This window comes from Halobacillus halophilus (assembly GCF_020171985.1).
Classification (GTDB): domain Bacteria; phylum Bacillota; class Bacilli; order Bacillales; family Halobacillaceae; genus Halobacillus; species Halobacillus halophilus_A.
Genome location: NZ_JAIVAL010000003.1, coordinates 159,470 through 173,874, shown reverse-complemented (window position 1 = coordinate 173,874; position 14,405 = coordinate 159,470). Strand labels below are relative to the sequence as shown.

Sequence of the window (14,405 nt, the reverse complement as noted above, 5' to 3'; positions counted from 1 at the left end):
GAGGGATGAAATGAATGTCATACGTCAGGCCGGTGTGATCCTGCTGATCTGTGTCGTTACGTATTTTGTGTTGGGGCGTCCTGATCACGTGCTTCCTATATTGTTAGGAGGCATTTCAGGATGGATCATCCTGAATCTATTTAGTAGACTCTGGATTTCAAAACGATAGATGATTAATTTAGAATGTCACAAGGATTTTTACCAGGAGGGGAGAAAGTGAGTATTTTAGTGCCGTTATTTATGACAGCTTCGGTTTTATTACTAGCCTGGAAAGTGGGAGAAGAAGAACAAGGGAACAACTTCCGTAAGTAAAGAGGGGTTATGAAATGAAGAAAATAAAGCCGGTATATATGATCAACACCATTATCAGCGGGCTCTTGGCTATTCTAATCTCTACCTTTTTTGCCGGGGGCACCATTGCTGAGAACTATACGGACAAGACCTGGGTAGCACCAGAATTTTTTGTGATTCTACCTATATGGTTTCTTGGGGCTTTGCTGGGTTTGATGGTGTATAAAAGTAAATCACCTGGAATTTACTTATTTATTTCGATTCTAATTACATGGGGGTCGATTCCGGTCGGAATTAGATTAGGCTTCCATTGGGCTGCCTGATTTTACATAAAAGATTACGCTAAGAGCTGAAACATCCCTGCCAATTATAAGGAGGAATTAGTTGTTTTCAACAGAGCGGATTTATCTAAGGAAAGTCACGAAGGAAGACGCGGATACTTACCATAAGTGGAGAAGCAATCCTGCTGTAATGGAAAACACCAGTCCTCATCTGGACGTTTATACACGGGAGGATACAGAAAACTTCATTCTATCGATTATGAAATCGGCAAGTTCTAAAAGTTATGTGATTCAGCATAGAGAAAATGATGAACCGATCGGGATTGTATCTTTAATCAATCTAGACTATAAGAATAGGAATGCTGAGTGCATTATTGACCTTGGCAATGAAGAATATTGGGGGAAAGGTTATGCTAAAGAAGCCATGAACGAATTGCTGAAATACAGCTTCCTGGAATTGAACCTTCATAAAGTGAGCCTAAGGGTATTTTCTTTTAACGAGCGAGCCATCAAGCTGTATGAACGTCTAGGATTTGAGAGGGAAGGCGAACAGAAAGAACAATTATTCAGGAATGGGTCGTGGCATGGGATCATCATGATGGCCATATTTCAAAACAAGTATGTTGAATAATCAGAACCATGCTGAAGGAATTCGTAAGAAATTTGACCACACCACAACGATCGTTTAGTAAATAATGATCCTACACAAGGAGAGCTACGTATGATTTTAGAAAATGAGAATGGGTTGCTGCTTAAGCGGCGTGAACAATTAGGAGAGCGTGATTGGCGAAATGATCCATGCTATAAGATTATCTTTTCTCCTTATGGCACCAGCCAGTATCAGACGCCTCAGGGGGATATTCAAATTCATCAGAATGAATTTTTTATCTTTAATCCTGCCAATGACCATAGACAACTGCAGGCTGCTACGGAAAAATTTCTGATTGAAGTTCAACCGGCTGCATTACATACGGCGGCGGAACAAATGGGTCTGGAAAAAGTGGAACCTGAATTCTCGTTTCTTTCATTTCGCCATCCGCAAATTCAGCAGTGGATGTCTTTCGTGCGGGATTTTCTATCTCTTCACGAGACCTCCAGTCCATCGATCAATCAGCTGTTTCTGGATAACAGTTTAACTCAACTTGCTATGATGATGCTGCAATACGGACCTGGCTCTCACCAGACGGAATTTCCAACTTTTAAAAGTAAGGACAGCATTGAAGTCGTGATGGATGCGCTGAAGCAAAGCTATGAGGAAGACTGGACGCTCGATCAGATGGCTGCTACAGCCAGGATGAACAAGTATCAGCTTGCTCACCTTTATAAAGAAGAGACGGGACTGTCGCCGTATTCCTGGCTCCAGATGTACCGGCTGTTTCGCAGTCAGTACCCGCTTTTATATACCCAGCGTCCAATTATTTCCATTTCTCTACACCACGGGTTTAAGAGTGTAGCTTCCTATAATCATTTATTTAAAAAGGTTTATCGGAAGACTCCCTCTGAGTTTCGACGTATTCACGGTATGAAAAATTAGGGCTCCGATGCTTACAAGGAGAATAATCAGACCACTCCCAAGCATTAACGTTTGTATAGAAATAAAACTGACTAACAAACCATAGATCCCTAAAGAAATCGTGTTCGAAAAGTATAGAAGGACCGCATTGGTGCTAAAGGCACGGCCCATTTTTTCTTCAGGAACCAGGGTCTGAAGCAGGTAAACCCTCGCTAAACTAGCGATAGGGAGTCCGATCCCGACGATGGCTACCCCTATGAAGAAGTGCTGAATTCCGTAGAAGGCACCATAATAGGCTATCCCCAGCCCCCATAGAATGGCACCCACAAGGTAAATACGCAGATTCATTGCTTTTATAAAATAGGGCAGGACCAGATTTGTTAAGATGACGATGCCGCCAAATACTCCTTGCAGAATGCTGTAGAGCTCCTCGCTCTTCGAAGTCATGTCGGTTAAAGCGAGCAATAATCCGACTTCCCATACCCAGGTGTTGAAGAAAACCGTTATAAACGTGAAAATAAACAGCTTTTTAATGGTCGAGTGGTTCTTTGCCCAGTCCATAAACTCCAGAATGGCGCGGAATATCGATTTTATTGATTTCTTTACGATAGGAATATTGGTTTCCTTCCATTGTAGGCGTGCGATCAGGATTGCGCTAAGTCCGTAGGTAAGGGCATCGATTGTAAACAAGTGCACCGCTCCAAAGGAATGCAGCAACCAGACGGTTAAAACCGGCGTCAGGACCGTAACGCCCCGGGTCAACGTATCGTTCAGACTGTTGGCGCTGGTCCGTTCCTTCTCCCTTGTTATGGAAGGTAAGACGGATCGGTGTGCTGGATTGAAAAAGCAGCCGATACTTTGGATCAGGAAGCTCACGATTAGTAGAAAAACATACGATAGGGCTTCAAAGTAATATAAGCCAACGATGGACAGGACGATAGGGACTCGCACCAGATCCAGATAGATTAGTAGTTTTTTCTTTGGGAGCCAGTCCGCTATCACTCCTCCAATCAAGCCAAACAAAAGATAAGGCGCGGTTTCTGCGATCGCCATAATGGTTGTATATAAGCTGGACTTTGTTAAGTCGTATGCAAGGAACAAAAATGCCATACCGGAAAGATTGTCTCCCAGTCGGGAGATTCCGCCGGCTAATAAGTAGTATCTGATGTTCTTGTTGAACCATATGTTTTTATACATTTGATCACCTCTTATCTTTATTGTAAGAGGTTAGGTGTGCAGGGTCTTTTCGATTATTGGTGAATAATATGCCAATATTTTTAAGTTTGGCTCTGTTATAGTTTAGTATTGATTTTTCATAAAAGGCTTATTACGCAATAGGGCCGGGTCTCAGTTTCGAGATACCTTGGGTCCGTTACTTAATATAGAGGAAGGATGGCTTCAGAAACAACTCGCTTACCTGCGTCGTGCAGGGCCGGAAAGCGAAATTATCCCCCGTAGGACTGTCCTATCAACCTAAGTGTCTCTCGAAATCAAGTCTTCAACAAACGGAAGTTTTATCTTAAAATCAACAAGGAAGTATAACAGAACCTTATGTTCAATAAAAGATACGGGAGAATTATCTCACCCGTACCTTTTAATTTAAGTTATATATTATTTTAAAGAAATCGGTGTTAGACGTAGAATAATATTCCGTAGAGATAACGGCTGACTTATTCACCTACCAAATCAGAATAGAAACCTTCTGCTAGAGTTTCAACGGAGTAAGCCATTCGGTTGCCGGGTAGAACACTTTCTAATGAAATAGTAATAAAATTTTCCTTTTGTACACTCTCAAGCTTAGATAGAACAGGATGATTCTTAATATCTTCTATTTTCCGCTCAACTGAAGGTGCGTCATAATCGTGAATCAAAATGACGTCTGGGTCTCTGGCTACGACCTCTTCATAACTAACGGTTGCCCATTGCTTGTCCGATATATCGTCGAAAATATTCCTGCCGCCGGCTGATTCAATCAGTAATGTTTCAAAGTTGGTACCTCCAGCCGTGAAAACTCCCTCACCGCCGCTATCGTAAACGAGTACATCCACAGATTTCTGCTCTTGAACTTGTTCTTTTATAGATGCAATTCTATTTTTTTGGTCTGCCACGAAATCTTCTGCTCGGTCTTCTACTTCAAAAATTTTCCCTATATCCAGAATTTCCTTGTACATTTCATCTAATGTTTCAGCTTGATTTACATAAGTGGTCATACCATAGTCTTTCAATTCTTCAAGGTTGAGAGCTTCTTTGCCGAACTCCCATTCTATTCCATATATGAAGTCGGCGCCACTCGTTAATACCGCTTCTCTCGTAGCAGATCCATACGTTAATTCCGGGATTTGTTTATAGGCTTCTTCATATTTTGGTAAAGCTCCTCGGCTGTGATTGTCCAGGCTGTTTCCGATAACGTAGTCGTCAAGGCCTAAGGCTATAAATAGTTCGGTCGTATTGGGGCCAAGCGTTAATACCTTGTTCGGCTTTTCAGAGATGGATAGCTCTCTTTCGTAGTTGTCAATTTGGAGTGTCTTTCCTGATTTAGAGGTATCGTCGGTCTGAGCTTTACCGCTTGAGGATTCACATCCTGCTAGACCTAAACTTATGAGCCCGACGAAAAACCATATCCACCATTTAATCTTCTTCAATGTTATTCTCTCCTTTATTGAGGATGCTTTCTGGTAAGTATGTAATCATTACTTTTTTGGTTACCGGATGGATTCTTACATCGGTTTTAATAGTGAATACTTCCTGAATAAGATCAGTCGTTAAGATCTCTTCTGGAGTGCCTGACTTATAAATGGATCCATTCTTCATTACGTAAATTCGGTCACAATACAGGGCCGCGATGTTGAGGTCGTGAATAGCGGAAAGTACCGTTGCCCCCAATCCCTTAATTACATCAAATATTCTCAGTTGGTGATGAATGTCCAGATGGTTGGTAGGTTCATCTAATATGAGAAAGTCGGTCTGCTGGGACAAGACTCTTGCCAGTAGGACACGCTGTTTTTCCCCGCCGGAGAGATATAAGTAATTCTTGTCCGCCATTGTGTGCATATCCACTTTTTCAAGAGCATTTTGGATAATTTCCATATCTTCTTTGGTGTCGCCTTGAAAAAGCTTTTTGTGGGGGCTTCTTCCCATGGCCACGATGTCATTGACAGCAAAGTCGAAAGGGAGTGTGTTGTCCTGTCCGATGACACCTAGTTTCCTCGCTAATTCCTTAACTTTTAAATCTTTATAGCCTTTATGATCTAAATAAATAGAACCTGTGTCTGGAGTCAGGGAACGATATAAGTTTTTTAATAAGGTAGATTTGCCGCAGCCATTTGGTCCAATGATTCCAACAAATTCTCCGCTGGCCACCTTCATCGAAATATCGTTTAGGATCGTGTGCTCGTTATAAGAGAAACTGAGATTCTCTACATGTAGATTCATAATTTTCTCCCCTTTTATTTTCTGGCATTTCTTTTTAATAGCCAAATGAAAAATGGACCTCCAATGATGGCTGTTAAGACCCCGATCGGCAATTCTTCGGGGGCAATGATTAATCGGGCAGCCACATCGGTCCATACGACTAATATTCCTCCTAAAAAGGCGCTTACGGGCAGTACTTTTTTATGGTCGGATCCTACCAGCAGCCGGGTGATGTGAGGAACCATTAACCCGACAAACCCGATCGAACCGCTTACGGCAATCGTCACGCCGGCCAACAGTGATGCAATTAATACAAGCATCGTTTGCAGGATATTCACATTAAACCCTAGAGCCCCGGCTGCTTCATCTCCAGCCAATAGTGCGTTAAGGGCACGATAATTGATTAATAAAATGGTCATGCATATGATCATGGCAAGCAGCGGAAGCGTTAAATACTCCCATTTAGCTCCGGCCAGGCTGCCGGCCATCCAGAATGTAGCGTTATGTAAACCTAATGCATTCGGGGCGCTTAATGTGATCAGCTTTGTGATCGATTCCATAATCAGGCCGATAGCCACTCCTGATAATAACAATTGCGTCATATTAATCTTCCCGTTCACTCTTGAGAGAGCATAAACGACTATGATGACAAACGCTGCTCCTAAAAAGGCGCTGATGGACAGTGAATACGTACCAAGGAAGGAGAACGTGCCGAATAACATACCTAATGTAGCTGTTGCGGACGCTCCTGAAGATACTCCGAGAATAAATGGATCAGCCAAATGATTTCGCACCAGAGCCTGCAAGGTCACTCCGGTAACTGATAAGGAAGCTCCGACAATTAAGCCCAGTAAAACTCTTGGAAGCCGCAAACCCCATATAATGTTCTCATCCAACTGTGTCCAGCCACTTTCCACCAGATTGGAGAGATAGGGAAGCTTACTCAGAAGAATTTTTGACGTCGTGGCTGCGGGGACAGAAACGGGCCCCATTCCTATCGCAAGGATCACGGTCGCGATTGTGAATAGGAATAAAAAGAAAATGATCAGGATAGGTTTGGTTTCTTTTAATCCCTTAGGTTGTTTTGTGATGTGTGTGTCCATTTTATCTCCTTAAACCGAAATAGATTTTTAAGAGATGCGTGAGTCTCTTTAAAGATAGGTTGTCTGTGTTCATGTGAGGAATTATAACATAAAGGTGGTATTCATACATTATTTTCTTTATTTTTCTATTAAGTAGCAAAATAGCAGAGGTTCAGAATTGGTAACGCTTACTAAATTCTCTGCATGTCAGGTTTCCTTACATTTAATGTTGATTAATTGTCAGAATATGATATATTATTCTGCATATTACAAATATTTGGAGGGTGCCTATTGTTACCATCTTATGTTGGCTATGTTCTGTTGTTGGTTTTTGGATTGTTCTTTACTCTTATAACGTTTGTGCTGCAGCGAAGAAGGAAACAAGCGATGACTGCCGAGCAATTCAGTACGGCAGGAAGAAGTGTAGGGGTTGGATTAGCGAGTGCTTCTATTATTGCGGCATGGACCTGGGCAGCGACATTAATGATGTCGTCTTCGACAGGGTATCAATACGGGATCAGTGGTCCTTATTGGTATGCTGCAGGTGCTTGTATTCAGGTGCTGCTGTTTGCAATTGTGGCGATTCACTTGAAAAAGCGGGCACCTAACGCTCACACGTTCCTGGAGTTTATTGGACAGCGCTTCGATAAGAAAAACCACCGTTTAATTATGGGATTTGCTTTAATGACGAATATCCTCGTAACGTCGATGGTCGTTCTTGGTGGAGCGATTGCCCTGAATTCTCTCACGGGGATGAACATTTACGTAGCCGCTTTTCTGATTCCGCTCACCTTCACGATTTACACCATGATTGGTGGACTGAAAGCCTCTTTCATTGCTGATTACTTCAATACCGTCATGATTTTTACGATCCTGGCTATTTTTGCAACCGTCGTTTATGTCAAATTTGGAATTGATCCTATCTATGAAGGGCTGAAAAATATGCCGTCTTCCAATTCCATGCTTACAATGGCTTCTGTACCCGGTCTGTTCTTTGGAATGATTAACATCATAGGAAACTTTGGTGCGGTATTCGTTGACCAGGCATATTGGCAGCGGGCCATTGCCAGTAAAGACAGCGCAGCATCACGAGCATACATATATGGTGGAATTTCATGGTTTTCGATTCCATTTGCAATTGCAACTTTTCTTGGAGTAAGTGCGGCCGGTCTTGGGATCACGGTTGGAAGCCCTGACTCTGTGGCACCGGAAATGGCTGCCCACTTGCTGGGCGGCGTTGGTTCGATCTTGTTTCTAGCTATGTTATTTATGGCTGTTATGTCTACGGGAGCTGCTGAACTAACAGCGATCACGAATATTATTGTGACCGATATTTACCGGAAGTCGATTAATCCTAAAGCGAGCAGTGGACGTCTTTTGTATGTGTCCCGCCGTGTAACGTTAGGATTCGGTTTAATGATGGGTGTCCTTTCCATCTTGCTGTTTAAAGTCGGAATTGGTTTAGGCTGGGTTTATATGGCCATGGGAATATTCGTGAGTGGAGCCGTAATCCCTGTCACGCTGGGGCTTCTCTGGAAAAAGGCTACCAACGCTGGAACGTTCTACGGAGCATCCGCAGGCCTCATCACCGGGGTCACGGCTTGGCTGACGTCAGCTAACCTTCTTTATGGAGAAATTAGTGTGAGTACACTGGGAGAACTTCAATCGATGTTTTTCGGGAACATTACCGTCTTCATTGTTAGTGGAACGATTTCGATTGGACATGCTTTAATAGCGAATCAGGAGTTTGATTTTGACTCCCTGCAAGATAAGTTCAGAAGCTTTGATGATGATGAACATGACGACGAAACAACAGAGGAGGAAGTCGTTTATGAAGGAAAACGAGCATCAGCTAGATAAAGACGCGAAACTATGCAGAAGGTGGGCGTTCGGATTGACGGCATTATTTATTGTCGCTTTTCCGGGGATCATGTTCATCACAGGGTATAACTACAGCCTGGAATTTTTCAAAGGATGGACGTATTTATCGTTTAGCTGGTTGATCATTGCAGGGTTGTATATTGCCTTTCGACCTGTAGTGGAATATATGAAAGGTGAAGACGGCCAGCCGTAAGAACACATTCGGTGGAAAGAGGGGAGGTGACTGTGTGAAATTAACATCGAGAGAGATGGAAAAGCTCATGGTGGTCACGGCTGCTGACCTGGCAAGAAGACGTCAGGAAAGGGGATTGCAGCTTAATTATCCTGAAGCGGTGGCTATCATTACTTACGAAGTGGTGGAAGGAGCAAGGGATGGGAAGTCCGTTGCGGAATTAATGCAGTTTGGCGCAACCATTCTTGAGCAAGAAGATGTCCTGGAAGGGATTCCGGAAATGCTTCCTGATATTCAAGTGGAAGCAACTTTTCCAGATGGCGTAAAGCTCGTGACGATTCATGACCCTATTCGATGATAAGGAGGCTGAAGGATGGTACCAGGAGAATTTGTGTTACGGAAAGATCCGATCTTATGTAATGAAGGGAAAGAAACCGTTAAAGTGAACGTATTAAATCGAGGAGATCGTCCAGTCCAAATTGGATCCCACTTTCATTTTTTTGAAGTGAATCCCTACCTGCAATTTGACCGGGAACAGGCAAAAGGCAGGCACTTAAACATTCCAGCGGGGACAGCTGTCCGTTTTGAACCAGGTGATGAAAAAGAGATAGAGCTTGTAGCGTTTTCCGGTGAAAGGAAGATCTATGGTTTGAATAATCAGCTGAACGGGAGGGTCGAGCTATGAGTTTTGAGATGTCACGAAAGCAATATGCTGATATGTTCGGTCCGACGACTGGAGATGCAGTCCGCTTAGCGGATACGGACTTATTCATTGAAGTGGAAAAGGATTATACGACGTATGGAGATGAAGTAAAGTTTGGCGGCGGTAAAGTGATCCGCGACGGTATGGGGCAGCATCCTTTGGCTGAAAGCGAAGAGGCTGTAGATCTTGTGATAACAAATGCGCTCATTCTGGATCACTCCGGCATTATTAAAGCTGATATCGGTGTAAAAGAAGGTTGGATTTCCACCATTGGAAAAGCAGGTAATCCTTTATTAATGGATAACGTCGATATCATCATTGGAGCATCTACGGAAGTCGTAGCTGCTGAAGGGATGATCGTTACAGCAGGCGGTATTGATGCTCATATTCATTTTGTATCACCGCAGCAAATTGAAACGGCCCTGTCTTCCGGAATCACAACGATGATCGGAGGAGGCACCGGCCCGGCGACTGGAACGAAAGCAACGACTTGTACCCCGGGTCCATGGAATATCCATCGAATGCTTGAAGCAGCAGATGAATATCCGATGAATCTAGGGTTTTTAGGAAAAGGGAATACGTCCAGTGAAAAAGCCATTGAAGAACAAGTGGAAGCCGGGGCTGTAGGCTTGAAGCTTCATGAAGACTGGGGAACGACTGCTTCATCAATAGATACGTGTTTACGGGTGGCAGATCGATTCGATGTTCAAGTCGCGATACATACCGATACGTTGAATGAAGGCGGATTTGTTGAGCATACGCTTGAAGCCATTAACGACCGTGTGATTCATACGTATCACACGGAAGGCGCAGGGGGAGGGCACGCTCCAGATATTATTGAAGCGGCGAGTTATCCAAATATCCTTCCTTCTTCCACGAATCCAACGAGGCCATATACAGTGAATACGCTTGAAGAGCACCTGGATATGCTGATGGTTTGTCACCATCTGGATCCAAGTGTGCCGGAAGATATCGCTTTTGCCGATTCGCGTATTCGTAAAGAAACGATTGCAGCTGAAGACATCCTCCATGATCTCGGAGTATTCAGTATGATCTCGTCTGATTCACAGGCCATGGGTCGTGTGGGGGAAGTCATTATTCGTACGTGGCAGACGGCCGATAAAATGAAAAAACAACGGGGCTCATTAGAAGGAGATCACGAAACGAAGGACAACTTCAGGGCCAAACGATATATTGCTAAATACACCATTAATCCGGCGATTACCCACGGCATATCCGATTATGTTGGATCCGTGGAAGGTGGGAAACTGGCTGATCTCGTCCTATGGGACCCGAAATTTTTTGGTGTAAAACCAGAGCTCATCATTAAAGGCGGGATCATCGCTCACAGCTTGATGGGCGATCCGAATGCCAGCATCCCTACACCCCAGCCTGTTTTTTACCGGGAAATGTTCGGTTCTCACGGCCAAGCGAAAGACCGTACATCGATCACGTTTATATCAAACAAAGCTTATGAGAATGAGCTGCATGATAAACTGGGATTAAAAAAGCAAGTGCGTCCGATTTCCGGTGTGCGAAACCTAACAAAACGATCGATGATCCATAATGGAGGCACACCAAAGATCGAAGTCGACCCACAAACCTATGTGGTGAAAGTAGATGGACAGGTAATCGATTGTGAACCTGCCGAAACCGTACCATTAGCACAACGATATTTCTTATTTTGAGGTGAGGAAAATGATTATTGAAAATGTAGTTGGTAACGTAGCTACTCTGGAAAAGCGGGCTCCCCATATTGAATACGTGTACCTGGACAGCGAGCAGCTGGTCAAAAGAATTCAGCGTATGAAAACAGACCATGGAAATGAAATCGGGGTCAGATTGTCTAAAAATGAAGAACTGTCCGATGGAGACGTATTATATATGGATGAAAAAAATATGGTCGTCATTTCAGTGAAAAAAGATGATGTATTAGTCATCAGTCCAACCACCATGCAGCAAATGGGGGATACCGCGCATCAGCTCGGAAACCGGCATTTACCTGCTCAGTTTGTAGGGGAGGATATGATCGTTCAATACGATTATTTGATTGAGGAATTGCTGCTGGACTTAGGCGTGCCGCATAAGCGAGAAAATAGAAAGGTGCCGCAGCCATTCCGTTACATTGGACATCATCATGACTAATGGACTAATGCCTCTCTTGCAGCTTAGTGATTCACAGTTTCCCTCGGGGGCCTTTTCTCATTCATTTGGATTTGAAACGTATATTCAAGAGGATGTGGTGACGGGAACGGAGAGTTTTAAGCAAGCGCTGCTCGTTTTTTTAAAAAAGCAGTTAGTTTTCAACGATGGACTTGCCTGCCGTTTGGCGTATGAAAGTATGGAAAGAGACAGTCCTGAAGGTCTTTTGGACATCGATCACGTGTTGTTCGCTACTTGTGTGGCACGGGAAACGAGAGAAGGAAATCGGAAAATGGGTGAACGTCTGGCCAAACTGTGCATGGAATTATATCCATCGCCTGATTTGAGTGAATACTTGTCCTGGATTAAGAAAAAGCAAGCATATGGTCATCCTGCTGTTGTCCTCGCGGCTGTTTATCATTCGCTGGGGATCCCTAAAGAATCAGCACTGGAGACGTTTTTATTCACGAACCTGTCTTCGCTTGTGCAAAATGCGGTCCGTGGAATTCCGATCGGGCAGACAGCCGGGCAGAAGATCCTGCTCGACCTGCAGCCTTATGTGATAGTAGCAGTTGAGTCTATTATGGGGCTTTGCCCTGATGATTTAGGAGCGGGAAGTCCGGGTCTTGAAATCGCACAGATGCACCATGAGCGGTTAAATGTCCGCCTGTTCATGTCTTAATTGAAATCTTATCAAACTAGAGGAGTGGAATAGATGGAACCGATTTGTATTGGAGTGGGTGGCCCTGTCGGGGCTGGGAAAACGATGCTAGTGGAGAGAATTACCAGGGAGCTTAAAGATGAACTGAGTATGGCGGTCATTACTAACGATATTTACACAAAAGAAGATGCGATGTTTCTTTTGAAAAATGGAGTGTTAGAGGACGATCGCGTAATTGGGGTCGAAACAGGTGGTTGTCCTCATACGGCAATCCGGGAAGACGCTTCGATGAATTTCTCAGCTATTGATGAATTGAAGGAGCGGCACAATGATCTCGATTTGATCTTTGTGGAAAGTGGAGGCGATAACTTAGCCGCTACCTTCAGTCCAGAACTAGTGGATTTCTCCATCTATATTATTGATGTGGCCCAGGGAGAGAAAATTCCGAGGAAAAATGGACAGGGGATGATTAAATCGGATTTATTTGTGGTTAATAAGACCGATCTTGCTCCTTATGTCGGAGCAGATTTGGATGTGATGCGGGAAGATACCATCAAAGCGAGAGGAGAAAAACCGTTTGTTTTTACAAATTTAAAGACTCAGGACGGTTTGGATGAAGTGATTGAGTGGATCAAATCTAATGCCTTTCTTACAGGATTAAAATCATGAGGGAAACAGGCCTTCTAAGTCTTGAGGCGAAGAAGCGCCATGCGAGAACGAAGATTCATGGTTATTATGAAGGAGCCTTTAAGTTTACGCGACCCGTTCGTCTTGATGATGATTCCCTGTCTGTCTACCTGATCCACGTTGGTGGTGGATACGTCGATGGGGATACATATGAGTCAACTATTACACTGGGAGAAGGAGCGGAGTTGGCGGTTACCAGTCAAGCTTCCACTAAGGTGTATAAAACTCCTTCGCGACCAGTAGAGCAGCATACGAACATTCAACTGGCGGCTGATAGTGTTCTAGAATATTTTCTGGATCCTTTGATCTTGTATGAAGGAGCCCGCTTTATCCAGAATACGACGATTGAATTGGAGTCTGATGCCGTCTTTTTCTACAGCGATATCATTACTCCCGGCTGGTCAGAGGACGGAGTGAACTTCCGCTACGACTGGGTGAGAAATAAGTTGAAAGTTTACCAGAATGGAAAACTTGTCTTATTTGATCACCTTCTTCTGGAACCAGATGAGGAGCTGGAAGGCGTCCTGCAGTTAGAGGGCCACACGCATGTGGGTTCTTTCGTACTCTTCCACCCTAATGCTACTCGGGAGCTTGCTGAACGGTTATATGAGAATGTGTATGAGTCATTTCCGGATGTACGACTCGGAATCTCTGACATGGAAGACGGAGGGATTGTCGTTCGTATTCTAAGTGACCGCACCCAAACGATTGAGAGAATCATTTCCCATATTCATACTTTTGCAAGGGGAGAATTATTAGATAAAGGGGAGATCTCCTGGAGAAAGTATTAGCAGGGAATAGTATCAGTGTACTAAGAATCATAAGACCAAGATGGCTGCTTCATGCTATCTTGGTTTTCTAATGTTATGATTTCCTGTACTACATTACGAGATTGATGATAAAGCACTATACAAGGGAACATGCTGTCTGAAACAGGCTCCAGCCATCCTTGGAAACTATTGTCTATAGCAATTGAGTTAGTCGATTTACTTTGAAATAATGGTTATGGAATATAGTAAAGGTCATAGTGAATTTACAAAAATCGAAAGGATGAACGAACATGAACATTATTCCTGGAGATAGAACCTTTGATCTGGATGAATTTCTAAAAAAACCTTTATTTGCTCACCTTTCCACTGTAGCTAAGGAAGGGCCGAGAGAATCTCCCGTCTGGTTTTACTGGGAAGATGAATGTATTTATATCATTGGAACACCGTCCGACAGTTTTCCGAAAAGAATTGAAGAAAATCCGGAGTGTGCCATCGGGATCGTAGATTTCGACCCTGTTACTGGAAAAGTTCTGCATGCCGGGTTTAGAGGTCATGCGACGGTGGAGCCGTTTGACAGAGGAGTGGCCCACCGTTTACTTGAACGTTATGTGGGACCGGATCAGGAAGAATGGGATCCCATGTTCCAGGATTTAGATGATCGGAATATATTAATAAAGTTTGTGCCTGAAACGGTCGTGGTAAGAGATCAATCTTATAAGTCGAGTTACTAAGTAATGGACAGTTGATCAGTAGAAGGGATTATTGGTTCTGAAATGGAAGAAGTACTAGTGAAGCCTTTAACGAATTCACT

18 protein-coding genes are annotated in these 14,405 nt (G+C 43.6%); 14 read left to right on the top strand and 4 right to left on the bottom strand.

The genetic code is table 11. The annotated features are described in order from the left end of the window. Window positions 1-10: 10 nt before the first annotated feature. The 4 genes from LCM11_RS07770 to LCM11_RS07755 all read left to right on the top strand — a co-directional run bounded on the left by LCM11_RS07770 (window position 11) and on the right by LCM11_RS07755 (window position 2,106). Window positions 11-169, top strand: coding sequence for a hypothetical protein (locus tag LCM11_RS07770; protein WP_224893679.1), 159 nt, complete (start codon window positions 11-13; stop codon window positions 167-169). Between the two features lie 157 nt (window positions 170-326). Then, the gene (locus LCM11_RS07765; protein WP_224893678.1) at window positions 327-614 is read left to right on the top strand and encodes a hypothetical protein; all 288 of its coding nucleotides are present in this window, start codon (window positions 327-329) and stop codon (window positions 612-614) included. 61 nt (window positions 615-675) lie between these two features. Then, a complete protein-coding gene (locus LCM11_RS07760) occupies window positions 676-1,203 on the top strand; it encodes a GNAT family N-acetyltransferase (protein ID WP_224893677.1) in 528 nt (175 codons plus the stop codon). 90 nt (window positions 1,204-1,293) lie between these two features. Continuing rightward, the gene (locus LCM11_RS07755; RefSeq protein WP_224893676.1) at window positions 1,294-2,106 is read left to right on the top strand and encodes a helix-turn-helix transcriptional regulator; all 813 of its coding nucleotides are present in this window, start codon (window positions 1,294-1,296) and stop codon (window positions 2,104-2,106) included. On the opposite strand, the gene LCM11_RS07750 is transcribed toward LCM11_RS07755, so the two are convergent. From LCM11_RS07750 to LCM11_RS07735, 4 genes are all read right to left on the bottom strand, one after another. Further along, the gene (locus tag LCM11_RS07750) at window positions 2,041-3,282 is read right to left on the bottom strand and encodes an MFS transporter (RefSeq protein ID WP_224893675.1); all 1,242 of its coding nucleotides are present in this window, start codon (window positions 3,280-3,282) and stop codon (window positions 2,041-2,043) included. The genes LCM11_RS07755 and LCM11_RS07750 overlap by 66 nt on opposite strands. Window positions 3,283-3,755: 473 nt before the next feature. After that, a complete protein-coding gene (locus LCM11_RS07745) occupies window positions 3,756-4,727 on the bottom strand; it encodes an ABC transporter substrate-binding protein (RefSeq protein WP_224893674.1) in 972 nt (323 codons plus the stop codon). Continuing rightward, the gene (locus LCM11_RS07740) at window positions 4,714-5,517 is read right to left on the bottom strand and encodes a heme ABC transporter ATP-binding protein (RefSeq protein WP_224893673.1); all 804 of its coding nucleotides are present in this window, start codon (window positions 5,515-5,517) and stop codon (window positions 4,714-4,716) included. The genes LCM11_RS07745 and LCM11_RS07740 overlap by 14 nt, the downstream gene beginning before the upstream one ends. Before the next feature lie 14 nt (window positions 5,518-5,531). Next, a complete protein-coding gene (locus LCM11_RS07735) occupies window positions 5,532-6,599 on the bottom strand; it encodes a FecCD family ABC transporter permease (protein WP_224893672.1) in 1,068 nt (355 codons plus the stop codon). Between the two features lie 270 nt (window positions 6,600-6,869). On the opposite strand from LCM11_RS07735, the gene LCM11_RS07730 reads away from it, so the two are divergent. The 10 genes from LCM11_RS07730 to LCM11_RS07685 all read left to right on the top strand — a co-directional run bounded on the left by LCM11_RS07730 (window position 6,870) and on the right by LCM11_RS07685 (window position 14,325). Then, window positions 6,870-8,438 carry a sodium:solute symporter family protein gene (locus LCM11_RS07730; protein WP_224893671.1) on the top strand — a complete coding sequence of 523 codons (1,569 nt, stop codon included), beginning with the start codon at window positions 6,870-6,872 and terminating at the stop codon, window positions 8,436-8,438. Beyond that, window positions 8,410-8,652, top strand: coding sequence for a hypothetical protein (locus LCM11_RS07725; RefSeq protein ID WP_224893670.1), 243 nt, complete (start codon window positions 8,410-8,412; stop codon window positions 8,650-8,652). Before LCM11_RS07730 ends, LCM11_RS07725 begins: the two co-directional genes overlap by 29 nt. Window positions 8,653-8,686: 34 nt before the next feature. After that, window positions 8,687-8,989 carry an urease subunit gamma gene (locus LCM11_RS07720; protein ID WP_224893669.1) on the top strand — a complete coding sequence of 101 codons (303 nt, stop codon included), beginning with the start codon at window positions 8,687-8,689 and terminating at the stop codon, window positions 8,987-8,989. A 15-nt stretch (window positions 8,990-9,004) separates the two neighbouring features. Continuing rightward, window positions 9,005-9,316: an urease subunit beta gene (locus tag LCM11_RS07715; protein WP_224893668.1), complete on the top strand. Its 312-nt coding sequence runs from the start codon at window positions 9,005-9,007 to the stop codon at window positions 9,314-9,316. Then, window positions 9,313-11,022 carry an urease subunit alpha gene (gene ureC, locus LCM11_RS07710; protein ID WP_224893667.1) on the top strand — a complete coding sequence of 570 codons (1,710 nt, stop codon included), beginning with the start codon at window positions 9,313-9,315 and terminating at the stop codon, window positions 11,020-11,022. Before LCM11_RS07715 ends, ureC begins: the two co-directional genes overlap by 4 nt. 10 nt (window positions 11,023-11,032) lie before the next feature. Beyond that, window positions 11,033-11,479 carry an urease accessory protein UreE gene (gene ureE, locus LCM11_RS07705; RefSeq protein WP_224893666.1) on the top strand — a complete coding sequence of 149 codons (447 nt, stop codon included), beginning with the start codon at window positions 11,033-11,035 and terminating at the stop codon, window positions 11,477-11,479. Beyond that, window positions 11,472-12,158 (top strand): urease accessory protein UreF, encoded by a 687-nt coding sequence (locus LCM11_RS07700; RefSeq protein WP_224893665.1) that lies wholly within the window; start codon window positions 11,472-11,474, stop codon window positions 12,156-12,158. Before ureE ends, LCM11_RS07700 begins: the two co-directional genes overlap by 8 nt. 33 nt (window positions 12,159-12,191) lie before the next feature. After that, window positions 12,192-12,806 (top strand): urease accessory protein UreG, encoded by a 615-nt coding sequence (gene ureG, locus LCM11_RS07695; protein ID WP_224893664.1) that lies wholly within the window; start codon window positions 12,192-12,194, stop codon window positions 12,804-12,806. Then, window positions 12,803-13,615 (top strand): urease accessory protein UreD, encoded by an 813-nt coding sequence (locus tag LCM11_RS07690; protein ID WP_224893663.1) that lies wholly within the window; start codon window positions 12,803-12,805, stop codon window positions 13,613-13,615. The genes ureG and LCM11_RS07690 overlap by 4 nt, the downstream gene beginning before the upstream one ends. A gap of 269 nt (window positions 13,616-13,884) precedes the next feature. Beyond that, entirely contained in the window at window positions 13,885-14,325 is a 441-nt protein-coding gene (locus LCM11_RS07685) for a pyridoxamine 5'-phosphate oxidase family protein (RefSeq protein WP_224893662.1), read from the top strand. Window positions 14,326-14,405 lie beyond the last annotated feature (80 nt).